Raw genomic sequence first — 24330 nt, 5'->3', positions numbered from 1 at the left:
AAGCTCGGCCCGTCCTGCGGGCTCGTCTGCCGACTCCCGACACGCTACCCATACAGATCTTCTTCCCGCAGACTCAATGGGGTCACCCGGCCCCCCGATCGGGGTGCGGCGACCGGCGGCCCCGCCGTCGCGGGGGGACGCGGAGGCCCTCAGGGTCCGGCGGCCACCGGTCAGGACACCACGGCCGTACCACCGGAGGCCAGTTCGCGAACGACCTGCGCGAACCCCCGCACGAGGGGCGCGTCCGCGCCGTCCGCCCAGGCCAGGGCCACCCGCAGCGGCTCGACGTCGGTGAGCGGCACCCACGACAGGTCGGGACGGGCGTAGTAGATGGCCATGCTGGCCGGGGCGAAGCAGATGGCGGCGCCCTCGGCCACCTGCTCCAGCATCTCCTCCACGTTGTCGTTGGTCGGCCCCCAGCGCGGGGCCGACCCGTCCGGCCGGGGGTTGACCGCCCACCAGTCCACCCAGGCGCGCGGCGCCCGTTCGGTCCACATGAGCGGCTCGTCGTTCACCTCCAGGACCGACACGCCGTCCCGCCCGGCGAGCCGGTGCCCGGACGGCAGCCCGACGACCCGTTCCTCGGTGTGCACGACCTCGGCGCGCAGGCCGGCGAGGTCGGCGGGCAGCCAGACGAAGGCCACGTCCACCCTGCCCTCGCGCAGGGCGGCGGCCTCCTGGCCCCAGTCGAACCGCTTGGGCTCCACCCGGACGCCGGGGTTGCGGCGGGCGAACTCGGCCCTGGCGCGGGTGGTGAGCCGCCCCGCGCCGCTGGCCTCGAAGCCGACCCGCAGCACGCCGGTCTCGCCGCGCCGGTGCCGCTCGGCGGCGGCCGTCACCCGCCCGGCCTGGGCGACCGTGCGCCGCGCCTCGGCCACGACCTCCCTCCCGGCGTCGGTCGCGGTCACCCCGCCGGAGTGCCGGTCGAACAGCCGCACGCCGAGCTCGGACTCCAGGGTGCGCAAGGAGTAGGACAGCGCGGGCTGGCTCACGTACAGCGCCTCGGCGGCCCGCCTGAGGTTCCCCGCCTCGTCGATCGCGACCAGGTAGCGCAGCTGCCGTAGCTCCATCCTGCGATGATAAACGCTGTTTATCGGACCGCCGATCTTCTGTCTTGGACGGCCTGCCACGGCTCACGGCATAACGGAGACCTCAACAGACCCCTGAGCGTGGAGAAGGACGAATGACCGTGGACAACGGAGCCCCCGCCCGGCCGGCGGCGGGCAGGGTATGGCTGATCACCGGAGCCTCCTCGGGCTTCGGGCGGGCGATCGCCGAGGCGGCGCTGGCGGCCGGCGACACCGTGGTGGCCACGGCGCGCAGGCCGGAGGCGATCGACGACCTGGTGGCCGCGCACCCCGGCCGCGCCGCGGCCCTGCGACTGGACGTCACCGACCCCGCGCGCGTCGCGGCCGTGGTCGCCGAGGTCATCCTCTGGTACGGCCGCGTCGACGTCCTGGTGAACAACGCCGGGCGCAGCCAGATCGGCGCGGTCGAGGAGACCACCGACAAGGAGTTGCGCGACCTGATGGAACTGCACCTGTTCGGGCCGGTCGCGCTCGTGCGGGCCGTGCTGCCGCACATGCGCCGCCAGGGTTCGGGCGCCATCGTGCAGATGAGCAGCATGGGCGGCCAACTGTCCTTCGCCGGGTTCGGCGCGTACTCGGCGACCAAGTGCGCGCTGGAAGGGCTGTCGGAGGCGCTCGCCGAGGAGGTCGCGCCTTTCGGCGTCAAGGTGCTGATCGTCGAGCCGGGGGCGTTCAGGACCGGCCTGTTCGGTGACGCCCTGTACCGGTCGGATGCCATGGAGGCCTACCGGGAGACCGTCGGGCCCACCCGGTCCATGGCCTCGGGGGCGGACGGCAAGCAGCCCGGCGACCCCGCCAAGGCCGCCGCGGCCATCCTCGCCGCCCTTCAGGCGGATCCTGTGCCGCTTCGGCTGCCCCTGGGCGACGACGCGGTGGACGCGCTGGTGTCCCACGCGGACCGCGTGCGCGCGGAGCTGCTGGCCTGGGAGCCCGTCGCCCGCGACACCGCGTTCGGCTGACCATGGGAGCCGGTCGCCCGCGACGCCGCGTTCGGCTGACCGCCGTCCCGGCGGGGCCGTTCCCCGTGATGCGCCGATCCCGGACGCACGCGCCTTGCACGCATACCCATATGGGAATACGATTGGGCCATGGCACGAGCGGCGACGACGACGGACGCGTTCAACGCGGTGGCCGAGCCCCGGCGGCGGGAGATCCTGGACGCCCTGGTCGGCGGCGAGCGGTCGGTCGGCGACCTGGTCGGGCTGCTCGGTCTTCCCCAACCCCTGGTGTCCAAGCACCTGCGGGTGCTCAGAGAGGTCGGGCTGGTCGACGTGCGCGACGAGGGACGGCAACGCCTCTACCGGCTCAACGGCCGGCCGCTCAAGTCCATTCACGACTGGGTGCGGGGCTACGAGCACACCTGGTCGCAGCGCTTCGACCTGATGGACGTCGTGCTGGAGGAACTCAAGGAAACGGAGCGACGCGATGGCGACGAAGGCGAGTAGCGGTACGGCGGTGGTCACGCTCCCGGCGGACACCCAGATCTTGATCACGCGCGAATTCGACGCCCCCAGGCACCTGGTCTACCGGGCCTGGACCACGCCCGAGCTCATCAGGCGCTGGTGGGGCGGCGAACGGGGCGAGGTGACGCTCGCCGAGGTCGACCTGCGCGTCGGCGGCGCCTGGCGCTACGTGCTGACGGCGCACGGCGGGTTCGAGGTCGGGTTCCACGGCGAGTACCGCGAGATCGTCCCGCACGAGCGCATCGTGGCGACGGAGGTCTACGAGGGCATGCCCGACAAGGCGGCCCTGGTCACCACCGCGTTCAGCGAGAAGGACGGGCGCACGACGCTCACCTCGCTCATCGAGCACGACGGCCGCGAGTCGCGCGACGCGCACATCGGCTCGGGCATGGAGGGCGGCATGCAGGAGGCCATGGACCACCTGGAACTGGTCGCCCAGTCCCTGGCCTGACCCACCCGCCGCGCCACCGGGATCGTCCGCTCCCTGGACGCGTCCTCGGCAGGCCAAGCCGTGAAGCCGCCGCCGCACCCACCACGACGGCGGCTTCGCCCTTTCCGGACGCGCATCGCCTTCACCAGACCGACACGAGGCCCACCCCGCAAGCACTTGAGGTGGCAAGCCACGGTTGCCCACCCAGCCCTCCCCCTGGCTACACGAGGACAGGGATGGGCGACCCGTGCGCCGGCCTGATCGCCGGCAAGCAGGTCCATGGCATCCCCTCGTACGGCGACAAACCCGAGCAACACCCCGGACCGACACCGGGAACATGACCGTCGCCGCATGAGGTGGAGATCACCGGTCGGGGCCGCTCGTGTCACATTCGTGCCGATGAGACGGCCGGTTGGAGCAGGAAAGTGGGCCCGGCCGGGGTCCTGACCGGGGTCCTGGTGACTCCCCGCGTGGCCGGTGGTGTCGGGGGTGGGCAGCCATGGCTAGCCACCCCGACTGCTTGCGGGGTGGACCCTTTCATGGCTCTGCTGCCAACCGGGGGGTTGGTCGGGTTTGTCGCCGTAGTAGGAGTCGATGAGAGCATCCACCACGGCATGGGGGACCTCGCGCGGCAGGGCGGTCCGGTCCCTGGGCCGGCGGCACCGGGTGGCCTAGACTGATCCCATGCATCGTCCGCAGTGCGTGAGCTGGTGGCGCTCCTCGTAGGAGCGGCCACCTCTCTCGCACGCGCAGGGCCGTTCTGACGGACGGCCCTTTCTGGTGTTCTCCCTGAACCACCCGGCAAGGGGGCCGTCCCGGCGGGCCATCCCACCCACCTCGCCCACCAGGGAGCCACACCATGACCGGCACCACCGACCCGATCCGTTCGCCCCGGCCCTTCATCGCGCCCACGTCCGGGTCCGCGTCCAACTCCACGTCCGGGTCCACATCCGCCTCCGCGCTCGCGTCCGCAATCGCGTTCGCGTCCGGATCCGGGTCCGCCTCCACGTTCGAGCCTCCGTCCGGGGTCGCTTCCGGGACCGCGTTTGGGACCGCGTCCGGGCCCGGCTCCGCGTCCGGGGCCGCGTCAGAAGGGCGTGCGCCCTCGGACGTGCTCGGCGTGCGGGCCGCCCGGCTGCGCAGCGCCGAGCTGGAGGAGCTGATCCGGCGGGATCCGCGCGGGTTCCGGATCTCGACCGGCGACCGTCCGACCGGCCGGCTGCACCTCGGCCACTACTTCGGCACCCTCCACAACCGCGTCCGCCTGCAGAATCTCGGCGTCGAGCTGTTCGTCGTCGTCGCCGACTACCAGGTGCTGACCGACCGCGACGTCGCCGACCGGCTCGCCGAGCACGTGGAGGAGCTCGTGCTGGACTACCTGGCCGTCGGCGTCGACCCGGCCCGCAGCACGATCTTCGCCCACAGCGCGGTCCCCGCGCTCAACCAGTTGCTCCTGCCGTTCCTGAGCCTGGTCTCGGTCGCGGAGCTCAGCCGCAACCCGACGGTCAAGGACGAGATCGCCCATTCGCGCCGGTCGGCGGTCAGCGGGCTGATGTTCACCTATCCCGCCCACCAGGCCGCCGACATCCTGTTCTGCAAGGCCAATCTCGTCCCGGTCGGACAGGACCAGCTTCCGCACCTCGAGCTGAGCCGGGTCGTCGCCCGGCGGCTGAACAACCGCTACGGCGGCGGCAGGGCGGTGCTTCCCGAGCCGGAGGCCCTGCTCTCGGCGGCTCCGCTGCTGCTCGGCACCGACGGCGCCAAGATGAGCAAGAGCCGTGGCAACGCCATCGCCCTGGCGGCCGGCGCCGACGAGACCGCGCGGCTGATCCGGGGCGCGAGGACCGACGCGGAGCGGCACATCACCTACGCCCCCGCGACGCGGCCCGAGGTCTCAAGCCTCGTGTTGCTGACCGCGCTGTGCCTGGGCCGCGACCCGCGCCAGGTGGCCGACGACATCGGCGGCGCCGGCGCATCGGCGCTCAAGGCGGCGGCCACCGAAGCGGTCAACGAGCACCTGGCGCCGATGCGCGCCCGCCGCGCGATGTACGCCGAGGACCGCGGCCACGTCCGCCGGGTGCTGCGCGAAGGCGGCGAGCGGGCGAACGCCATCGCCGAGACGACCTTGAGGGAGGTGCGCGCCGCCATGGGAACCCTGTACTGAACGGCCCTCCCGAGCAGCCCCGAAACGGGCCCACGGCGGGCGCGGGGCATTGGGGCGGAGAGGGCCCGGTCGTGGGGAGCGGTCAGCCGCCTTCGCGGCGCGCTTCCCGGCCCTCGCCCGCGGGGTGCAGGGATGCGAGCAGGGCGAGCGACCCGGCGTCCGGGGTGCCCGGCTCGGCGGTGCCGACCAGGAGCTGCTGGCCGGGGGCGCCGCGCACGTCGAAGGTCTGGTAGCCGAGCCGGAAGCGGCCCGCGTCCGGATGGTGGAAGAGCTTGGAGGTGCCGGCGAGGCCGCTGACGGCGTGCTCGCGCCACATCCGCGCGAAGTCCTCGCTCGCGGCGGTCAGCTCCTCCACCGTCGCGGCGAGCCGGGTGTCGTCCGGGTCGAGTCCCGCGGCCAGCCGCAGCGCCCCCACTGTGTCCCGCGCGACGGCCGGCCATTCCGCGAACAGCCGCCGCGCCGCCGGGTCGAGGAACAGCGCGCGCACCATGTCGCGCGGTTCGCCGAGGGGGGCGGTCAGGGCACGGGCCGGCGCGTTGGCGGCCAGGACCTCGAGGCGCCGGTTGACCACGTACGCGACGGCCGTGGGGAAGCCGTCCATCAGGCGGAGCAGCGCCGGGTCGACCTGGTCGGCCTGCTCTGAGCGGAGGTCTCTGGGCACCAGGCCGGCCAGCCGGTAGGCGTGCCAGCGGGCGTCGGCGTGCAGGCGCAGGGCTCGGGCGAGGGCGTCCACGACCTGCGCCGAGGGGTTGCGTTCCCGGCCCTGTTCCAGGCGGGTGTAGTAGTCGGCGCTGACCCCGGCGAGGACGGCGACCTCCTCGCGCCGCAGCCCGGCGACCCGGCGCGGCCCCGCGCCGGGCATGCCGACGTCGGCGGGGTTCAGCCGTGCGCGGCGCGCCCGCAGGAACTCCGCCAGTTCGTAACCGCTCACCAGCGGACTATACGTCGTCCCAGGTCATGACCTCCCGCCTCCTCGTCGCGGCCGGCCTCCCGCCGCGTCCGCGCCTCACCGGTGGCCGGAGGGCGCGCCGGATCAGTCCCGCGCGCGTGCCGGAAGGGCGGCGAGGGCCAGGTGCCAGGGATAGGCGCCGGTGTGGACGGCGCTCGGGTCGTGCGGCACGAACGCTCCGGCGCCGATGAGGACCTGGACGCCCTCGGCGCGCAGGCGCCCGACGCTGTCGCGGAAGGGGGCCCGGCCGGCCAGCGCGCTGTTCACGAACGGCAGCACGACGACCGGGATGCCGAGGCCGGGCGCCTCGGCCAGCAGGCCGAGGGCGTAGGTGTCGGCGATGCCCTGGGCGAACTTGTTGATCGTGTTGTAGGTGGCGGGGGCCACGATGATCGCGTCGGCCCGTGGCGGCTTGGGCTCGTACGGCTTGCGGTACCGGCTGCGGACCGGCCGCCCGGTCCGCCTCTCCAGGGCCGGCACGTCGATGAAGTCGAGCGCGGACGGAGTGGCGACGACCTGGACGACCCAGCCGGCGTCCTGGCCGAGAGAGACCAGCTCGCCGGCGTCCGCGGCCGGACCGGCGGCGCACACGATGAGGTAGAGGACCTTGCTCACACGCCTACTCTGCCCCGGCGCGACCGGTGGCGCACCCGCCGGAGCCGCGCACCTCCTCCACGGGCGCGGGCGCCGTCGAGCGGGTGAGCGGTGAGCGGGTGAGGTGACCGTGTGACCGGGTGAGGTGACCGTGTGACCGGGTGAGCGGGTGACGAGCGGTGAGCGGGTGGCGAGCGGGTGAGCGGCATTCGGTTTGATGGGCTGGGCTCCGCCGCTATCACGTTATGCCGGTAAATCGCGGCGGTCGTTTCCCGGCCGGCCTCGCGGGGCCGCGGCGACGGACGCCTCGTCCGCCATTCGCACGACGGCGGACCCCGGAATTGACCGGGACCGAACCCTCGATTCGGTGAACCGGAATCCGCAAGCGCGCCGTCCCGGCGTGCTCCACGCCGCGTCCACGAGTGGCGACGCGGATCGGCTCGCCCGCTCATCCCCAAAGGTCAACCCGGACATCCACCCCCGTCATTCCAGATATGTCACCTTTCCCGCAAATCGGGATACCATACATTGACGTCAAAGCGGAACCTCTGCCACATATCTCCTGATTATGGGATCTGCGGCATGCCACTCATCGCGGATTTCCGGCTATTCATCGACGACAGATACAACAGATCGCCTATATCATCACCGATCGTGGTTGATGGTGACTTTTCCCGCCCGTCGTTGGCGCACGATCTGTTCTTTGTCATGCACGACGACGTGACGGGCCGTCCGCGGCTGCATCCTCGCCTCGCGAGCCTGGCGCTCGCGGGCGCCGTGGTCGGCGAGCTGATGCTGGCCGAGCGGGTGACCCTGGACCTGGCGTCCGGCCAGGACCGCCTCTACGCGACCGCGCGGCACGCCACCAGCGATCCGCTCACGCACAAGGTGCTGCGCCACATCATCGAAGAGCCGCAGCATCCGGTGACCACCTGGCTCGTCTTCTTCGCCTCCACCATCTACACCGACGTCACCAACCGGATGATCGCCGCGAAGCTCCTCAACCCGCCGGCGCGGCACCTGCTGAAGAAGCAGCCCGCGGCGCCCGCGGACGTGAACGCCGCCGCGTGGCCGCTCGCCCGCCTCAACCTCGCCGTCCAGCGGCGCGAACCGCCCTCCGTCAGGGACCGCGTGCTCTACGGGCTCTTCGCCGCCACCGGCGGCGCCAAGCGGGCGCTGTGGGACCACGACCCCGCGTTCGTCACCGCCATGCTCGCCACGCTCTCCCCACCGCTGCAGAGGCTCATCGTCCAGACCGAGGTCGTCGTCGGCCAGGCCGTCATCAGCCGCCGGTGACCCCCTTCCCCATCTCACGGAGTCGCGAATGTCCCTCACAGAGCAACGCCCCAGCGTCGTGTGCGCCGCGCTGGCCAAGGACCGGCTCGGCGTCCCGTCGGTCGTGTTCTTCGTCATCTCCGCGGCCGCGCCGCTGATGGTCGTCGCGGGCTCGGTCCCGACGGCCTACGCGGTGACGGGCGTCCTCGGCGTGCCGTTCGCGTTCCTGCTGCTGGGCGCGGTCTTCGCGCTCTTCGCCGTCGGGTACGTGACCATGGCCAGGCACGTGGTGAACGCGGGCGCCTTCTACGCCTACGCCGCGCAGGGACTCGGCCGCACGCAGGGGGTGGCGACCGCGTGGGTAGCGCTGCTGGCCTACAACGCGCTGCAGCTCGGCCTGTACGGCATCATCGGCTCGGCCGCCGAGCCGCTGCTGCGCGACTGGTTCGGCGCCTCGCCCGCGTGGTGGGTGATCGGACTGGTGGCGTGGGCGCTGACCGGGCTGGCCGGCCTGCTCCGCGTGGAGGTCAACGGCAAGATCCTCTCGGTCCTGCTGATCAGCGAGATCACCGTCGTCCTGGTGTTCGACGTCGCCGACGTGTTACACGCGGGGCCGGCCGGCGTCACCTTCGACGGGTTCACCCCCGGCTCGCTGTTCGTGCCCGGCGTGGGCGCCGCGCTGGCCACCGTCGTCGCCGGGTTCGCCGGCATCGAGTCCTCGGTGGTCTTCGCCGAGGAGTCCAAGGACCGCGACAGGACCGTGCCCCTCGCCACCTACCTCGGCATCGGGATCATCGCGGTGCTGTACTCGATCTCCGCCTGGGCGCAGACGGTGCCGACCGGGCCGGACGGGATCGTCAAGGCGGCGACCGAGCAGGGTCCCACGCTGATCTTCGGCCAGGCGGCCGCGCACATGGGCGGGACCGTCGCGACGATCGGCTCGGTGCTGTTCGTGACCAGCAGCATCGCGTGCATGATCGCCTTCCACAACACCACGGCCCGCTACATCTTCGCCCTGGGCCGCGAGCACGTCATCCCCTCGGTGTTCGGGCGCACCTCCGCCCGCACCGCCGCCCCGCTGGCCGGGTCGATCCTGCAGACGGCGCTCGGGCTGATCGTGATCGTCATCTACGCGGTCAGCGGCCTGGACCCGGTCACGAAGCTGTTCTTCACCTTCGGCGCGTTCGGCGGCCTCGGGCTGCTGACCCTGCTGACCGTCACCTCGATCGCGGTGATCGTCTTCTTCGCCAAGAACCCCTCGCGGGAGACGGCGTGGCGCACGCGGATCGCCCCGGCCCTGGCCACGCTGGCCCTGTGCGTGATCATCGGGATGACGCTGATCAACTTCGACACGGTGCTCGGGGTGGCACCGGACTCGGTCATCCGCTGGATCCTGCCCGGCATCTTCGTCGTCGCCATCGTCTTCGGCCTGGTGTGGGGCCGCGTGCTGAAGGCCACCCGGCCGGGGGTGTACGCCAACATCGGCCTCGGCGCCCAGGCGGTCGGCGGGAGCGCCAAGTGACGGCCGAGATCACCCGCCTGACGGACGCGGCGCGGGCCGGCGAGATCATCGCCGGCACGTTCAGCGGCGACGCGATCTCCCGCTGGCTGATCCCCTCGCCGCCCGACCGGCTGCCGATCCAGCGGCGGTTCTTCACCATGCACGCCGAGCACGCGCTCGCCCACGGCCGCATCTACGGGGTCCACGAGTCGGGCGAGCTCGCCGGGGTCGCGGTCTGGTTCACCGCGCCGTTCCCCGACATCCCCGGCCAGGACGAGGCCATCGCCTCCTTCGCCGGGGAGCACGCCGGGCGGTTCGGCGTCCTCGGCGAGCTGATGGACAAGCTCCATCCGCACGAGCCGCACCACTACCTGGCGTTCATCGCGCTGGTCCCGGGACGTACCGGCCGCGGCCTCGGCAGCCTGCTGCTGCGCGAGCACCACCGGCTGCTCGACGCCGAGGGGATGCCGGCCTACCTGGAGGCCAGCAGCGAGGCGAGCCGCCGGCTCTACCTGCGCCACGGCTACGCGGACCTGCCCGAACCCCTGCGCCTGCCGGACGGCCCGCTCATGTACCCCATGTGGCGCGATCCGTTGCCCGGCGCCCAGGAGTGACCGCCCCGCGCTGACGGGTGGAGGCCGTAAGTTTCGGCCTCCACCCGTGTAAGTTTCAGCGCGACCCAGGTCAGGTGCTCCTTCCCCGCCCAGCCTGACGGCCATGGACCGCGCCCGGTCGCCCGAGGCGGCGGATCGGCGGGTTGACGCCACCGAAGGGCGTCGTATTTGCTCCGCCGCATCAGCGAAACAATCGTCGACAGAGAAGGACCAGCGCGACACCCCGCTGTTAACGCTCACAAGATTGGCCTTCGAGCATCACTGTGAGCCGGCGCCCGCACCTTCCCTCCAGGTCGCCTAGGCACCCCGGCGTGCATGTGAGCGCTAACAGCCACCTCGTCCGTTGAACGCACCCTTGGGAGCACGCATGAAGATTCCCCGCGTACGGCTCTGGCTGGCAGCCGGGGTCGCCCTGGCGATCAGCGCCGTCGGCGCGCTGACCGCGCCCGCCGTCCAAGCCGCGGCGGGATGCCGCGTGGACTACGCGGTGACCAACCAGTGGCAGGACGGTTTCGGGGCGAACGTCACCATCACCAACCTCGGCGACCCGATCAACGGCTGGCGCCTGACCTGGTCGTTCGGGGCGGGGCAGACCATCAGCCAGCTGTGGAACGGCTCGGCCGCGCAGTCGGGCGCCCAGGTCACCGTGACCAACGCCTCCTACAACGGGTCGCTGGGCACCGGCGCGAACACGAGCTTCGGCTTCAACGGCACCTGGAGCGGCAGCAACCCGGTGCCGGCGAGCTTCGCGCTCAACGGCACGACCTGCACCGGCGTGACCGGCTCGCCGACGCCCACTCCCACTCCCACGCCGACGGTGACGCCAACGCCCAACCCGACCCCGACCCCGACGCCCACTCCCACGCCCACTCCGACGCCGCAGGCTTCGGATCTGCCGTGCGACATCTACGCCGCGGGCGGTACGCCGTGTGTGGCCGCGCACAGCATGACGCGGGCGCTCTACCGCTCCTACAGCGGGAGCCTGTACCAGGTCAGGCGCTCGTCGGACAACACCACCCGCAACATCGGCGTGCTGAGCACGGGCGGCGTCGCCAACGCCGCGTCCCAGGACTCCTTCTGCTCGGGCACCTCGTGCGTCGTCACCATCATCTTCGACCAGTCCGGACGCGGGAACAACCTCGGCTACCAGGGGTCCGGCGGCGTCGGCGGCGCCGTCTCCCCCGCGAGCGCGACCAAGGAGTCGCTGACGGTCGGCAACAGCAAGGCCTACTCGCTCTTCATCCCCGGGTCGAGCAGCTACTGGCGGGACGGCCACACCACCGGCATCCCCACCGGCAGCGCGCCCGAGGGCATGTACATGGTGACCAGCGGCACGCACGTCAACAGCGGATGCTGCTTCGACTACGGCAACAGCGAGACGACCAGGAGGGCCGACGGCGCCGGGGCCATGGACGCGATCTACTTCGGCACCAGCTGCTGGTTCGGCGGCTGCTCCGGCTCGGGCCCCTGGGTGCAGGCCGACCTCGAATACGGGCTCTACCCCGGGGGAAGCAGCTCCTGGAACCCCAACCAGCGGGCCTTCACCAGCAAGTTCGTCACCGCGACGCTGAAGAACAACGGCACCTCCCGCTTCGCCATCAAGGGCGGCAACGCGCAGTCCGGCGGCCTGACCACCCTGTGGGACGGCTCGCTGCCCAGGGGATACAGCCCGATGAAGAAGCAGGGGGCGATCATCCTCGGCAGCGGCGGTGACTGCTGCATCGACAACAGGAACCAGAGCGTGGGGACGTTCTACGAGGGGGCGATGGTCGCGGGCTATCCCTCCGACGCCGCCGAGAACGCCGTGCACGCCAACATCGTCGCCGCCGGCTACCGCTGACCCCGGCACGGCCCGCCACCACCGGACACCCGGGGGGCGGGCCGTGGCCGGCGGCCGCGCCCGACCGGGCACCCCCCGGTCGGGCTTTTTCCGTATATGTACGGACGTAGCTACGTATGTACGGCTCGGTGGCGGGGTTCTACCGTCGCGCACAAGGAGAACCGCCCCTCGGAGGTCAGGAGCGTCGTGCATCGTCGTAGCCGTACCGGCGGTACAACCTCACTCCGCGCCCGGGGAGTGCCGGCGCCGCAGGAGTCTCGGCCACCGACCGGCGTGTCCGGCGCACCCGGCCCATCCGGCGTGTGAGCATTCCTTTTCCCACCCCCAGTCCCACCTCCGCGCCGTTTCCGCTGTCCGTGACGGCGCGATGAGCGCTGCCCGCGTCCACGGCGCGGGCGCGGGCGTGGGACGCCGAGAAAGGAAGATCCGCATGAGGCGCACCGCTGCGCTCACGGCGACCGTCGCCATGGCCCTGATCGGCCTGCTGTCGTCCACGACCCCCGCGACCGCCCAGGCGCCACCGGGAAGCACCCGGAACGGCGCACCCGCGAGCGCCCCCGTCACCGCCCTGGCGCCTCCCGACGTCAGCCTGCAGAACATCAAGGCCCACCTGAGCCAGTTGCAGAGCATCGCCGACGCCAACGGCGGCACCCGCAGGTCGACCGGCCCGGGCTACACCGCGTCGGTCGCCTACGTCGAGCAGCGGCTGCAGGCCGCCGGCTACACGACCCGGCGCGTGACCTGCACCCCGGGCTGTACCAGCGGCGCGGGGCCCGACCTGATCGCCGACTGGCCCGGCGGGGACGAGAGCCAGGTCATCATGTCCGGCGCCCACCTGGACAGCGTCTCGGCCGGTCCCGGCATCAACGACAACGGCTCGGGGTCGTCGATGCTCCTGGAGGTCGCGCTGACCCTGGCCGCGCAGCGCCCGTCGATGAGCAAACACGTGCGGTTCGGCTGGTGGAGCGACGAGGAGCAGGGCCTGCTCGGCTCGCGCGCCTACGTCACCTCGCTGAGCTCGGCCGATCGCTCGAAGATCAAGCAGTACCTCAACTTCGACATGGTCGGCTCGCCCAACGGCGGGTACTTCATCAACAACATCACCACCGCGGCCGCCGCCGACCTGCGGGCGTTCTACACCAACCTGGGCCTCGCGCCGGAGGAGAACACCGAGGGCGCCAACCGCTCCGACGACGCCTCCTTCCGCAACGCGGGCATCGCCACCTCCGGCGTCGCGGCCGGCGCCAGCGCCACCAAGACCTCGGCGCAGGCGGCCAAGTGGGGCGGCACCTCCGGACGGGCGTACGACTCCTGCTACCACCGTTCGTGTGACACCACGGCCAACATCAACGACACCATCCTGGACCGGGCCGGCGACGCCCTGGCGTACGCGATCTGGACCCAGGCCGTGGGCACCTCCACCGGCAGGGACTTCTCGATCGGCGCCGCCCCCGCCTCGGGTTCGGTGCAGGCGGGCCAGACGGCCACGACCACGATCAGCACCGCGACGACGTCGGGCACCGCCCAGACGGTCAACCTGACGGCGTCCGGGCTGCCGGGCGGCGCCACGGCCACCTTCGGCCCGGCCTCGGTGACCTCCGGCGGCTCCTCGACGCTCACGCTCGCCACCTCGTCCTCGACGCCGAGCGGCACCTACGCCATCACCGTCACCGGCACCGGTGAGACCGCCACCCGCACCACGACGTGGACGCTCACGGTCAGCGGCACGAGCGGGAGCCGCACGTTCACCAACGACACCGACTACACCATCAACGACCTGTCGACGATCAACAGTTCGGTCACCTCGACCGCGACCGGCAGTGCCGTCTCACCGGTCCAGGTCAGGGTGACGATCTCGCACACCTGCGCCGAGGACCTGCGGATCCGCCTGCGCGGCCCGAACGGGACGTACTACACCATCGACAGCAGCGGCGGCTCATCCTGCACCTCCTACGGCACCCGGACCTACTCGGTCCCGGTCAGCCAGACGGCCGCGGGGACCTGGACGCTGCAGGTGACCGACGACTACCGGCTCGACACCGGCTACCTCGACACGTGGAGCATCACCGTCTGAGGCGGGCCGGGACGCCGCGAACCGAGCGGAACGAGCGGCACCGGCACGGCCGGGGATCGGCATCCCGCGGCCGGCGGCTCCGCCGGAGGATCTCCGGCGGGGCCGCGCCGGCCGTGCCCCGCCGTCCGGCGGCGGGCGCCGGTGTGAACGTTTCATCACCGCGCCCCGGGCGCGCGGTGCGGCCGTGCGTCGTCCGCGCAGATGACGCGCGACGGCCGGCGGACGGCGCCGGAAACGGCCGGGACCGGGGTGTTGACGAGATCGGGCCCCGTCGTATTTGCTCGCGCAGCCGCCACCACCTCCACCGCGAGGCTCCCCACCCCCATCTCGCCCGGAGATCCGGCGGCGGAATTGTTAGCGCTAACAGCGTCGGCCGGCCCCCGGCGGAGCCTGGTACCCGAAGGAGCTACGGATGCGACTACGCAGAGCCGCACGGCCACCGTCCCGCGCCGCCATCACGAGCGTCCGGTTCCGCCCGGCCCGCCTCGGGCTGCGGCTGCTGGTCGCCGCGCATCTGGCGATCCTCACGGTGGCATCGGCCGGATGGGCGCTCGCCGACACGGCGCACACCATGGGAAGGGCGGACACCACGGACGCAGCGCAGGCGGGAGCGGCCGCCGCCGCGTCCCCGGTGACGACGCCGCCCATGGGCTGGGCGTCCTGGAACACCTTCGCGGCCCAGATCAACTACAACGTGATCAAGGCGCAGACGGACGCCATGGTGTCCTCGGGGATGAAGGACGCCGGCTACCAGTACGTCAACATCGACGAGGGCTGGTGGCAGGGCACCCGGGACGGCTCGGGCAACATCACCGTGGACACCAATGAGTGGCCCGGCGGGATGAAGGCGATCGCCGACTACATCCACAGCAAGGGTCTCAAGGCCGGCATCTACACCGACGCCGGCCGCGACGGGTGCGGCTACTACTACCCCACCGGGCGTCCGGCGGCGCCGGGCAGCGGCAGCGAGGGCCATTACGACCAGGACTTCCTGGCGTTCTCCCAGTGGGGCTTCGACTTCGTCAAGGTCGACTGGTGCGGCGGCAACGCCGAGGGCCTGGACTCCCAGCGCACCTACCAGGCCATCAGCGACGCGATCGGCAGGGCCACCGCGCAGACCGGCCGGCCGATGGTGCTGTCGGTCTGCAACTGGGGCAACCAGAGCCCGTGGAACTGGGCGCCCGCCATGTCCACGATGTGGCGCACCAGCGGCGACATCATCTACTGGGGGCAGAGCGCGTCGATGGACCGCGTGCTGGCCAACTTCGACTCCGCCCAGCACCCGAGCGCCCAGAGCCCCGGCCGCTACAACGACCCCGACATGCTCATCGTCGGCATGCCGAGCTTCACGGCCGCCCAGAACCGCACCCACATGGGGCTGTGGGCGATCTCGGGCGCGCCGCTGCTGGCCGGCAACAACCTCGCCACGATGAGCGCCGAGACCAGGGCCATCCTGACCAACCGCGAGGTGCTGGCCGTCGACCAGGACGCGCTCGGCCGGCAGGGCGTGAAGGTGGCCGAGGACCAGACCGGGCGCCAGGTGTACAGCAAGGTCCTGTCGGGCACCGGACGGCGGGCGGTGCTGCTGCTCAACCGCACCACCTCCGCCGCCTCCATCACCGCCCGCTGGTCCGATCTCGGCCTCACCGGCGCGGCCACCGTGCGCAACCTGTGGACGGCGACCGACGCGGGCACCTTCACCGGCTCCTACACCGTCACCGTCCCCGCGCGCGAAGCGGTCCTGATCACCGTCACTGGCACCACGGGCACGCCCTCCCCGACACCGAGCGCGACGCCGACCGCGACGCCGACGCCGACGCCGACCACCGGCGCGGGGGCGATCAAGAGCGTGAGCTCGGGCCGGTGTCTCGACGTTTCGGGCGCGTCCCAGACCAACGGGTCCGCGGCCCAGATCTGGGACTGCAACGGGCAGGCCAACCAGCAGTGGACGCCGACCGCCTCCGGTGAGCTGCGGGTGTACGGCGGCAAGTGCCTGGATGTGTCCAACCGGGCCACGGCCAACCGCTCCCCGGTGGTCATCTGGGACTGCAACGGGCAGAACAACCAGCAGTGGCGGTTCAACTCCGACGGCACCATCACCGCCGTCGGCGCGAACAAGTGCCTGGACGTGCCCGACAACGCGTCCGCCAACGGCACGAAACTCGTGATCTGGGACTGCAACGGCGGCGCCAACCAGCGCTGGACCCGCACCTGAGCCCACCCGCGTCCCGCCTCGCCCCCGCCCCCGCCCCCACCGGCGCGGGGGCGGGCGCGGCCCGCGGCGCGAAACCATCGACCGGCCGCCGGCCGTCCTCGCGGCGACGCCGGCCATGCCACCGGTCGCTCCATGCTCCGGGCGCCGGAGACGCCGCGCCCCTCCGGCGGCTGACGGCCGGGAGGGCGGAGGCTATAGAGTCTGGCCGGAGTCAGCGCGACGCCGGGCCGAAGGAGCGGGAATGCCTATCACGCCGCTGTCCCTGCCGCAGCCGCCCGCGCGCGCGCCGGAGTACGGGCAGGACGCGCTGATCGTCTGCGAGAGCCTGGTGCGCATCTACCAGTCGGGGTCGGTCGAGGTGCAGGCGCTACAGGGGCTCGACCTGGCCGTGGAGGAGGGCGAGATGATCGCCGTCGTCGGGGCGTCCGGGTCGGGCAAGTCGACGTTGCTGTCCATCCTCGCCGGCATCGACGCCCCCACCGCCGGCCGGGCGCGCGTCGACCGGTGGAACCTGCTGGCGATGTCCCGTGCCGACCGCGTGCGCTACCGGCGGCACACCGTGGGATTCGTCCGGCAGCAGACGGCCGCCAACCTCATCCCCTACCTGACCGCGCGTCAGATGGTCGACCTGCCGATGACCGCGGCCCGCACGCCGGCCAGGGTCCGGCGCGCCCGCGCCGCCGAACTGCTGGAAGCCCTCGGCGTCGCCGGCTGCGCCGACCGGCGTCCCGCGCAGCTGTCCGGCGGGCAGCAGATGCGGGTCGCCATCGCGGTGGCCCTCGCCAACCGGCCCCGCGTCCTGCTGGCCGACGAACCGACCGGCGAGCTGGACACCGCCACCTCCGCCGAGGTCTTCGCGACGCTGCGGGACGTCAACCGGCGGCTCGGGGTCACCGTCGTCATCGTGACCCACGATCCCGAGGTCAGCGGCCAGGTCGAGCGCACCGTGGCGATCCGCGACGGGCGCACCAGCAGCGAGGTGCTGCGCCGCACGGCCACCGGCACCGACGGCGGCACGCGGGTGATCGCCGAGGAGTACGCGGTGATGGACCGCGCCGGGCGGGTGCAGGTGCCGCGCGACTACCGCGAAGCGCTGGCGCTGACCAGACGGGTCCGGCTCGCGCTGGAGGCCGACCACGTCGCGATCCACCCCGACCTCGGCGCGGACGCGTGAGCGCCGTTCCCGGCGCCGGGCCGCTGCTGTCGGTGCGCGGCGTCCACCGGCGCTTCGGCACCGGGCCGGCCGCCGTCCACGCCCTGCGCGAGGTGTCGTTCGACCTGGCCCCAGGCACCATGGCCGCCCTCATCGGCCGCTCGGGCAGCGGCAAGACCACCCTGCTCAACGTCATCGGCGGCCTGGACCGCCCGGACGCCGGCACCGTCCTGGTCGACGGCGCCGAAGTCACCGCCCTGGACGAGGACGGCCTGTCGCTGTTACGGCGCGAGAAGGTCGCCTACGTGTTCCAGACGTTCGGCCTGATCCCGGTGCTCTCGGCCGCGGAGAACATCGGCGCCCCGTTGCGGCTGGCCCGCGTCGCCCCGGCGGAGCGCGAGCGCCGCGTCGAGCTGTTGCTGGAACTGGTGGGCCTGGCCGGCCACGCCCAGCAGCGTCCTGACGAGCTGTCCGGCGGCCAGCGGCAACGGGTGGCGATCGCCCGCGCCCTGGCCGCCTCGCCGCGACTGCTGATCGCGGACGAGCCGACCGGGCAGTTGGACGCCGAGACCGGCCTGTCGGTGATGGCGCTGCTGCGCGGGGTCGTGGAGTCCGAGGGCGTCACGGCGCTGGTGTCCACCCACGACCCGACGATGATCGCGCTCGCGGACAGAGTGATGCGGATCAACGACGGCCGCCTCGACGAGCGGGAGGCCTCGTGACCGCCATCGCGCGGGCCGTCGCGATTGAGCCCTCCACCGCCGGGGACGCGGCGGGGTCGCCGGCCGTCCGGGTCGGCGCCGGCGAGATCATCGGCCGGACCGGCGCGGTGGTCGTGAGCCGCCCGTGTTGAGGATGCTCCTCCCGCGGGCCCGCGCGCAGTGGCCCCTGCTGGCGGCGCTGCTGGCGGTCGTCATGATCGGCCCCACCGTGCTCGGCACGTGCGCCCTGCTGGTCACCCGCACCGCCGAACAGGCGCTGGAGGTCGCCGCCTCCCGCGCCGCCCCCGAAGAGGTCCAGGTCACGGCCTACGCCGTCACCGTCCGTGGCCCGGACGCGCGGTCGGTCGCCGACGACACCCGGGGTGTGCTCACCTCGGCGCTCGCCCCGTTCGCCGCGACGACGGCGGCGCGCGCGTCCTCGGTGATGCGCTCGCTCGCGCCGGCGGGCGGCGGGGGGAAGGGCGTGCCGGCCGAGGGCTATCTGTCGGGTGTGGAGCGCCTGCCGGCCCAGGCCGAATTGGTCGACGGACGCTGGCCGCGGCCCGCGGCCGGCGCCGCGGGCCCGGCCGCGCCTCTCGAGGCCGTGGTGTTCGAGCCCACCGCGCGGCTGCTCGGCCTCGCCCTCGGCAGCCGCGTCCGCCTCGGCGCCGAGCTGTCCAGCGACTCCGCCCCGCCGGTCGAGGTGAGCGTCGTCGGCGTCGTGCGCCCGCGGCCGGGCGCCGGCTGGGAGCGCGATCCGCTCGCCGCCGCCGGCTACGACCTCGCCTACAACGACGGCCGCTCCCAGCAGCCGGTCCACGCCTACGGGCCGTTCGTCGTCGACCTGGCCGACCTGCTCGCCGGCGGCTCCACGATCGACCGGCTGGAGATCGCCGCCCACCCCGACCTGTCCGCGCCCACCAGCCGCGACCTGGACACCGTCACCGGATCCGTGCTCGGGGCCGACCGCCGGCTGGGGCGCGTCCTCGGTGACCGGGTGCAGATCGAGCGCGTCGCCTCCCGGCTGCCGTTGACCCTGCGGGCAGCGCGGGAGCAGCAGCAGGTCACCGCGGCCACCGTGCTCGCCGTCGCCGTCCTCGCCATCGCCCTGACCGCGGCCGCCCTCGCCCTGGCCGGCCGGCTCACCGCCGGCGTGCGCGCCTGCGAGACCGCCCTGCTGTCCGCCCTCGGCGCCGGTCGCGGCCGGCTCGCCGGCGTCGCGGCCGCCGAGGCCGGCGCGCTGACCGTCCTCGCCGTCGCGCTCGCGGTCCCCGCCTCCTCCGCGCTGCACGCCGGCCTGACCCACCTGCCGCCGATGGCGGGCGCGGGGCTCGCCGCCTCCTGGGGCGTGACCGGCGCACAGGTGCTCGCCGTTACCGGCGGCACGCTGGCGCTCGCGGTGATGCTCGTCGTCCCCGCGCTCCGGCCCGCCGCCGCGGCAGGCGAGGGCCGCCAACGGCGGGAGCTGCTGGCCCGCTCCGGCGCCGACCTGGCGCTCGTGGCGTTCGCCGCCGCGGGCTGGTGGCAGCTGCACTCCCAGCCGGCCGGCTCCGATCCCCGCGCCGACGCGGTCCGCGTGCTCGCTCCGGCGCTGCTTCTCACCGCGGGCGCCGCGCTGGCGCTGCGCCTGGCGCTGCCCGCCCTGCGGGTCGCCGACCGGCTGGCGCGGCGGGCCCGCGGGCTGGTGGTCCCGCTGGCCGCCTTCGAGGCCGCCAGGCGGCCGCAGGCGGTGGCCGCGGGCCTGCTGGTGGGCCTGGCCTGCGCGGCCGGCACCTTCGGCACGGCCTTCGAGGCCACCTGGCAGCGCTCGCAGCACGACCAGGCCGACCTGTCCGTCGGCACGGACCTCGCCCTCGCGCTCACCGCCCCGCCGGCCGCCGGGCAGGGCGCGGCCGTCGCCGCGGCCACCGCGGGAGCGGTGAGCCCGGTCACCGACCGTGGGGTGGCGGTCGGGCAGTGGCTGGGCAACGCCGGGGACGCGTTGCGGCTGGTCGCCGTGGACACCACCCGCGCCGAGGCCCTGCTGCGCGGCCGGCTCGACGACGGCCGGAGCTGGCGGGAGGTGGGCGCCGCCCTCGCGCCGCGGGAGCGGGCCGCCGGCGTCCCCGTCCCGGCCGGCGCGCGGTTCACCCTCACCGGGACGGCGAGCGGCGGAGCCCGGCTGAGCGTGACGCCCTGGGTGCTGTTGCAGGACGCCACGGGGCTGCGCACTCCCTGCACCGGCGCCCCCGTCCCGCTCGACGGCCGTGCCCACCTGCTGCCGCCCTGCGCGACGGCCGCAGGGCTGCGGCTGGTCGCGGTGTCCCTTCCGATCACGCCCGGCCAGGACGGGCCAGGCGGCATCAGCGCCTTCGGCTACGCGGAGCCCCCGCCGGGCGAGAGCCGCGTCGCCGTCACGCTCACGATGCCGCGGGACGCGTCCTCCGCCGGCGCGGCCGCCGGGTCGTCGTGGAGCGCCGTCTCCGCCGAGCCCATCCCCGGGCAGCTCGGCAACCCGGCCGCCGCCCTCACTGGCACTCCCGAGGGCGCCCGGCTGACGATGACGACGAGCGTCACCTTCCGGGGGCCGCCGGAGGCCGCCCGGACCTTGGTGGCCACCGCCTTTCCCGCCCCTGGGCCGGTGCCCGTGGCCGTCTCGGACCGCTTCGCCGGTGAGGCCGGCGCCCGGCCCGGCTCGCGGCTCAGCCTCACCGTCGGCACCACGGCCGTCCCGATCCGCGTCACCGAGGTGCTGCCCACCGTCCCCTCCGCGCCGGGGGCCGCCGCCATCCTGGCCGACCTGGACGCCCTGTCGCGCGCCCTGGTGGTCGGCGGCGACCTGGAATCCCCGGTGGACGCCTGGTGGGCGGGCCGTCCCACGCGCGGCGACGCCGCCGCGCGCGCCGCCGCCCTGAACCTCGGCCCCGTCACCACCCGCGCCGCCGAGACCGCCCGCCTGGCCGGCGGCCCGCTGCGCGCCGGAGTGCCGGCCGCGCTCCGGCTGCTCGTCCTCGCCTCGGGCCTGCTGCTGCTCGTCGGCGTCGTCCTGCACGTGACCTGCGACCTGCAGGTCCGCGCCGTGGAGGTGGCGCGGCTGCGCGGCATCGGCATGGTGCGGCGCGAGATCCGCACCATGCTGCTCGGCCAGCACGTCGGCGTCCTGCTGCCCCTGATCGCGGCGGGCGGGGCCGTCGGCGCGCTCGCCACCCACGCCGTCGCGCCTTTGCTCATCCGCTCCGACACCGGCGCGGCGCCCGTCCCGGACGCCCTGCCGAGCTGGCCGTGGCCCGCCGAGGCGGCTCTGCTCGCCCTGCTGCCGGCGCTGTGCGCGCTCGCGGTGACCGTCGTGGTCACCGTCCAGGCCCGCCGCGCCGACGCCGCCCACCTGCGGGTGGCGTCGTGACCGGCCGCACCGCGCGGCGGCCGCCGGACCCGCCCCTCGCGCGGCGGCGCGCCGTCCGCTGGTGGCCGCCGGGCCTGCACTGGCCCAGCGTCCGCGGCCGCGCCCTCGCCGACGCCGGTCCCCTGCTGCTGGCCGCCGCCGTCGTGGTGGTCGTCACCCTGCTCGCCGGCGCCGTGCCGCCGCTGCTGCGCGCCACCGCCGACGCCGCCGTCCGTGACGCGGTCGGCCGCGACGCCGGCGACGACCTGGTGGTGCGGGCAGGCTGGGAGGACGACGGCGGCCCGAACGGCGGCCGCGTCCGCCATCCGCGTCTGGCCGACGACGTCGCCGGCCTCCGCGACCGGGCCGCCGACGCGCTGGCCCCCCACCTGCGCGCCGCGCTGCGCCCGCCCCTGGCGACCGTCAGCAGCACGCCCCTGAAGATCACCGATGGCAGCGTGCTGCGCACCTTCCAGCTCGCCTACCTCGCCGCGGGCGACGGCGGGGACGGCGGGCCGCGTGTGACCTGGGTCGCGGGCCGCCCGCCCGAGCCGTCCAACCCTTGGGGCGACTACACCGAGGTGGGCTACGACTCGCCGCCGTGGCCGGTGCAGGTCGGTCTGTCGGAGGCCGACGCCGCGGCGCTCAAGGCGCGGCCCGGCACGCGCATCCCGCTCGAGGACGAGGGCGGCCGGGTCAAGGACGTGCGGGTCAGCGGCGTCTTCCGCCCGGCCGACGCCGCCGACCCCATCTGGGAACACTTCCCGTGGCTGCTGCGCCCCGTGGCCGGCGCGGACGGCATCGGCACCACGCGGCTCGCCGGGCTGCTGTCTCCCACCTCGCTGCCCGACGCCCGCCTCGCCCTGGACCAGGAGCAGTTGCAGCGCGTCGTCCGGTTCCCCCCGGACGCGCGGAGGTTCTCCTGGGACCTCACCGAGCCGATCGCGGCCTCCGTGGTCGCCCTGAAGGCCGCCTCCGGCTCCTCAGGGGCCCGCGACGGCTCGCTGAAGTGGGAAACACGGCTCGACGCCGTGCTGCGCGACGTCCAGACCCAGGTCAACGCCGCGTTCGCGCAGGCGTCGGTCCTGCTCACCGGCGTCCTGGCCGCCGCGGTCCTGGTCCTGCTGCTCGCCGCCGACCTGCTGGCCCGCCGCCGCGCCCCGGCGCTGGCCGCCGCGCGGCGACGGGGGGCGGCCCTGCCCGTCCTGTGCGCCGAACTGCTGCTGGAGTCCGCGGTCGTGGCGCTGGCGGCCGCCGCGGCCGGGCTCGCCCTGGCCCACGCGATCGCCCAGGACGCCTCCTGGGGGTGGGCGGTCCCCGTCGTCCTGGCCGCTGCCGCCGCCGGCCCGGCGTTCGGCACGCTCGCCGCCGCCCGGGCCACCCGCGACCGGCGCGTTCCGGCCAACCGGGCCGCGCGCCTCTGGGTACGCCGCACCGGCCTGCTGCGCCGCGCCACCTTCGAGGCCGCGGTGGTGATCGCCGCGGCCGCCGCCTTCGTCGCGCTGTACCAGCGCGGTATCGTCCCGGCCGGTGACACTGCCGGTGGCGCGGCCGGCGCCGGGGCGGCCTCAGACGGTGGGCTCGCGCTGCCCGCGAGCGCGCCCGCCCTCGGGATCATCGCCGTCACCCTTCTGCTGCTGCGGCTGCTGCCCGCCGGGACGCGCTTCGCGCTGAACCGGGCGCTGCGCTCGCGCCGCCCGCTCGCGGTGTTCGGCGCCGCGCGGGCCGCCGCGGCGTCCGCGCGCCTGCTGCCGCTGCTGGTCCTGGTGACCTCCACGGCCCTGGCGTCGTTCGCGCTCATCCTGGAGGCCACCGCCTCCCAGAGCCTGACCGACGGGGCGTGGCGCACCGTGGGCGCCGACGCCCGCCTCAACGTCTCCTCCGCCGCCGCGTCCTCCACGCCCGCGCTGGTCCGGCGCGTCGCCGCCGCGCCGGGGGTGCGGCAGGCCGTCGCCGGGCGGGTGGACGACACGGCGCGCGTCTCCGCCGACTCCGAGCTCGTCCTGCCGCGCCTGGTCGTCGTGGACGCCTCCGCCTTCCGGCGGCTGCTGGCCGCGACCCCGCTGCGGGACGACGCTCCCCAGCTCTCCCGGCTCACGGCGCCGGGTCACGCGGGCGTCCCCGCGCTGGTGCGCTCGGGCGACGGCGGCCTGCGTCCCGGAATGCGGCTGGACCTGCTCAGGGACGCCGCCCCGGCCGTCCGGCTCACCGCGGTCGGCACGGCGCCCCCCGCCGGCGACGCCGACGACGTGGTCATCGTGGACGCCGGGGCGCTCGCCGCCGCAGGGATGCCGTCGGTGCCGAACACGATCTGGGTGAACGGCCCCGGGGCGGCGCGGGCGGTGGCCACCGGCGCCGTCGCCGCCGTCGCCGCCAAGCCCGTGGTGCGCGCGGAGGTGGAGCGCGCGCGCCGCGCGGCGCCGCTGACCTCAGGCCTGCTGTGGTCGGCGTGGGCCTCGGCCGCGACCCTGCTCGCCCTCGGGTTGCTGGCGCTGGCCCTCGGCGCCGCCGCGAGCGCGCCTGATCGCTGGCAGACCCTGACCCGGTTGCGGACGCTCGGTCTGCGGCCGCGGGACGCCCGCTGGGTCGCCGCGGGCGAACTGCTGCCGCCGGTGGTGGTCGCCGCCGTGACCGGCCCGTCGCTCGGACTGCTGGTCGCGCGTCTCGCGGCCGGCCCGCTGGCGCTGCGGCTGGTCACCGGCCAGGCCACCGACCCGGCCCCGGCGCCGCCCTGGTGGCGGCTCGGCCTGCTGGCCCTCGCGCTGACGGCGGCGGTCGCCGCGGTGGTGCCGATCGAGTCGGCGCTGCGACGCCGCCGGCGGCTGGGCGAGGTCCTGCGCGCGGGCGAGGGATAGTCGCCGGCGTCCTCGGCTCATGCGGCGGACGGCCGCGGGCGGGCGGGGCGCGG

At 74.3% G+C, this 24330-nt stretch carries 18 protein-coding genes; 15 read left to right on the top strand and 3 right to left on the bottom strand.

All coding sequences use genetic code 11. The features are described from left to right. Positions 1–170: 170 nt before the first annotated feature. On the bottom strand, positions 171–1070 hold the full coding sequence (locus tag ACFQSB_RS23390) for a LysR family transcriptional regulator (protein ID WP_380829073.1): 900 nt from the start codon (positions 1068–1070) through the stop codon (positions 171–173). A gap of 113 nt (positions 1071–1183) precedes the next feature. Here ACFQSB_RS23390 and ACFQSB_RS23385 point away from each other — a divergent pair, with 113 nt between their 5' ends. The 4 genes from ACFQSB_RS23385 to trpS all read left to right on the top strand — a co-directional run bounded on the left by ACFQSB_RS23385 (position 1184) and on the right by trpS (position 5145). Further along, complete coding sequence (locus tag ACFQSB_RS23385; RefSeq protein ID WP_380829071.1) at positions 1184–2047, top strand: oxidoreductase; 864 nt, start codon at positions 1184–1186, stop codon at positions 2045–2047. Between the two features lie 129 nt (positions 2048–2176). Continuing rightward, the gene (locus ACFQSB_RS23380; protein ID WP_354851800.1) at positions 2177–2533 is read left to right on the top strand and encodes an ArsR/SmtB family transcription factor; all 357 of its coding nucleotides are present in this window, start codon (positions 2177–2179) and stop codon (positions 2531–2533) included. After that, positions 2514–3002, top strand: coding sequence for an SRPBCC family protein (locus ACFQSB_RS23375; protein ID WP_380829069.1), 489 nt, complete (start codon positions 2514–2516; stop codon positions 3000–3002). The genes ACFQSB_RS23380 and ACFQSB_RS23375 overlap by 20 nt, the downstream gene beginning before the upstream one ends. Before the next feature lie 1090 nt (positions 3003–4092). Then, the gene (gene trpS / locus ACFQSB_RS23370) at positions 4093–5145 is read left to right on the top strand and encodes a tryptophan--tRNA ligase (protein ID WP_380829068.1); all 1053 of its coding nucleotides are present in this window, start codon (positions 4093–4095) and stop codon (positions 5143–5145) included. An 82-nt stretch (positions 5146–5227) separates the two neighbouring features. Here the strand turns inward: trpS and ACFQSB_RS23365 are convergent, their stop codons facing one another. After that, positions 5228–6076, bottom strand: a complete 849-nt coding sequence (locus tag ACFQSB_RS23365; protein ID WP_380829067.1) for a helix-turn-helix domain-containing protein — start codon at positions 6074–6076, stop codon at positions 5228–5230. Between the two features lie 102 nt (positions 6077–6178). Further along, a complete protein-coding gene (locus ACFQSB_RS23360) occupies positions 6179–6709 on the bottom strand; it encodes a flavoprotein (protein WP_380829065.1) in 531 nt (176 codons plus the stop codon). A 561-nt stretch (positions 6710–7270) separates the two neighbouring features. Between ACFQSB_RS23360 and ACFQSB_RS23355 the strand changes: the two genes are divergently transcribed. From ACFQSB_RS23355 to ACFQSB_RS23305, 11 genes are all read left to right on the top strand, one after another. Continuing rightward, positions 7271–7984 (top strand): GOLPH3/VPS74 family protein, encoded by a 714-nt coding sequence (locus ACFQSB_RS23355; protein WP_380829064.1) that lies wholly within the window; start codon positions 7271–7273, stop codon positions 7982–7984. Between the two features lie 28 nt (positions 7985–8012). Further along, on the top strand, positions 8013–9485 hold the full coding sequence (locus ACFQSB_RS23350) for an APC family permease (protein ID WP_380829063.1): 1473 nt from the start codon (positions 8013–8015) through the stop codon (positions 9483–9485). Next, the gene (locus tag ACFQSB_RS23345; protein ID WP_380829062.1) at positions 9482–10078 is read left to right on the top strand and encodes a GNAT family N-acetyltransferase; all 597 of its coding nucleotides are present in this window, start codon (positions 9482–9484) and stop codon (positions 10076–10078) included. Before ACFQSB_RS23350 ends, ACFQSB_RS23345 begins: the two co-directional genes overlap by 4 nt. Positions 10079–10445: 367 nt before the next feature. Beyond that, on the top strand, positions 10446–11918 hold the full coding sequence (locus ACFQSB_RS23340) for an arabinofuranosidase catalytic domain-containing protein (protein WP_380829061.1): 1473 nt from the start codon (positions 10446–10448) through the stop codon (positions 11916–11918). A gap of 430 nt (positions 11919–12348) precedes the next feature. Next, a complete protein-coding gene (locus ACFQSB_RS23335; protein ID WP_380829060.1) occupies positions 12349–13992 on the top strand; it encodes a M28 family peptidase in 1644 nt (547 codons plus the stop codon). A 412-nt stretch (positions 13993–14404) separates the two neighbouring features. Further along, entirely contained in the window at positions 14405–16207 is a 1803-nt protein-coding gene (locus ACFQSB_RS23330) for a glycoside hydrolase family 27 protein (RefSeq protein WP_380829059.1), read from the top strand. Between the two features lie 241 nt (positions 16208–16448). Continuing rightward, on the top strand, positions 16449–17381 hold the full coding sequence (locus ACFQSB_RS23325; protein WP_380829058.1) for an ABC transporter ATP-binding protein: 933 nt from the start codon (positions 16449–16451) through the stop codon (positions 17379–17381). Next, positions 17378–18082 carry an ABC transporter ATP-binding protein gene (locus ACFQSB_RS23320; RefSeq protein ID WP_354851827.1) on the top strand — a complete coding sequence of 235 codons (705 nt, stop codon included), beginning with the start codon at positions 17378–17380 and terminating at the stop codon, positions 18080–18082. The genes ACFQSB_RS23325 and ACFQSB_RS23320 overlap by 4 nt, the downstream gene beginning before the upstream one ends. Further along, positions 18079–18213, top strand: a complete 135-nt coding sequence (locus ACFQSB_RS23315; RefSeq protein WP_380829056.1) for a hypothetical protein — start codon at positions 18079–18081, stop codon at positions 18211–18213. Before ACFQSB_RS23320 ends, ACFQSB_RS23315 begins: the two co-directional genes overlap by 4 nt. Before the next feature lie 2 nt (positions 18214–18215). Continuing rightward, positions 18216–21443: a permease gene (locus ACFQSB_RS23310; RefSeq protein WP_380829055.1), complete on the top strand. Its 3228-nt coding sequence runs from the start codon at positions 18216–18218 to the stop codon at positions 21441–21443. Beyond that, on the top strand, positions 21440–24277 hold the full coding sequence (locus tag ACFQSB_RS23305) for an FtsX-like permease family protein (RefSeq protein ID WP_380829054.1): 2838 nt from the start codon (positions 21440–21442) through the stop codon (positions 24275–24277). The genes ACFQSB_RS23310 and ACFQSB_RS23305 overlap by 4 nt, the downstream gene beginning before the upstream one ends. Positions 24278–24330 lie beyond the last annotated feature (53 nt).

This window comes from Sphaerisporangium rhizosphaerae (assembly GCF_042665155.1).
GTDB lineage: Bacteria > Actinomycetota > Actinomycetes > Streptosporangiales > Streptosporangiaceae > Sphaerisporangium > Sphaerisporangium rhizosphaerae.
The sequence above is the reverse complement of the archived record's forward strand: the minus strand, read 5'-3'. Positions and strand labels throughout refer to the sequence as shown.

What these genes read in the sequence shown, in the direction of transcription:
- ACFQSB_RS23350 (WP_380829063.1), top strand. Translation starts at nt 8,013, where the DNA reads ATGTCCCTCACAGAGCAACGCCCCAGCGTCGTGTGCGCCGCGCTGGCC.
- ACFQSB_RS23390 (WP_380829073.1), bottom strand. Translation starts at nt 1,070, where the DNA reads ATGGAGCTACGGCAGCTGCGCTACCTGGTCGCGATCGACGAGGCGGGG.
- ACFQSB_RS23380 (WP_354851800.1), top strand. Translation starts at nt 2,177, where the DNA reads ATGGCACGAGCGGCGACGACGACGGACGCGTTCAACGCGGTGGCCGAG.
- ACFQSB_RS23335 (WP_380829060.1), top strand. Translation starts at nt 12,349, where the DNA reads ATGAGGCGCACCGCTGCGCTCACGGCGACCGTCGCCATGGCCCTGATC.
- ACFQSB_RS23330 (WP_380829059.1), top strand. Translation starts at nt 14,405, where the DNA reads ATGCGACTACGCAGAGCCGCACGGCCACCGTCCCGCGCCGCCATCACG.
- ACFQSB_RS23340 (WP_380829061.1), top strand. Translation starts at nt 10,446, where the DNA reads ATGAAGATTCCCCGCGTACGGCTCTGGCTGGCAGCCGGGGTCGCCCTG.
- ACFQSB_RS23385 (WP_380829071.1), top strand. Translation starts at nt 1,184, where the DNA reads ATGACCGTGGACAACGGAGCCCCCGCCCGGCCGGCGGCGGGCAGGGTA.
- ACFQSB_RS23325 (WP_380829058.1), top strand. Translation starts at nt 16,449, where the DNA reads ATGCCTATCACGCCGCTGTCCCTGCCGCAGCCGCCCGCGCGCGCGCCG.
- ACFQSB_RS23375 (WP_380829069.1), top strand. Translation starts at nt 2,514, where the DNA reads ATGGCGACGAAGGCGAGTAGCGGTACGGCGGTGGTCACGCTCCCGGCG.
- ACFQSB_RS23355 (WP_380829064.1), top strand. Translation starts at nt 7,271, where the DNA reads ATGCCACTCATCGCGGATTTCCGGCTATTCATCGACGACAGATACAAC.
- ACFQSB_RS23310 (WP_380829055.1), top strand. Translation starts at nt 18,216, where the DNA reads ATGCTCCTCCCGCGGGCCCGCGCGCAGTGGCCCCTGCTGGCGGCGCTG.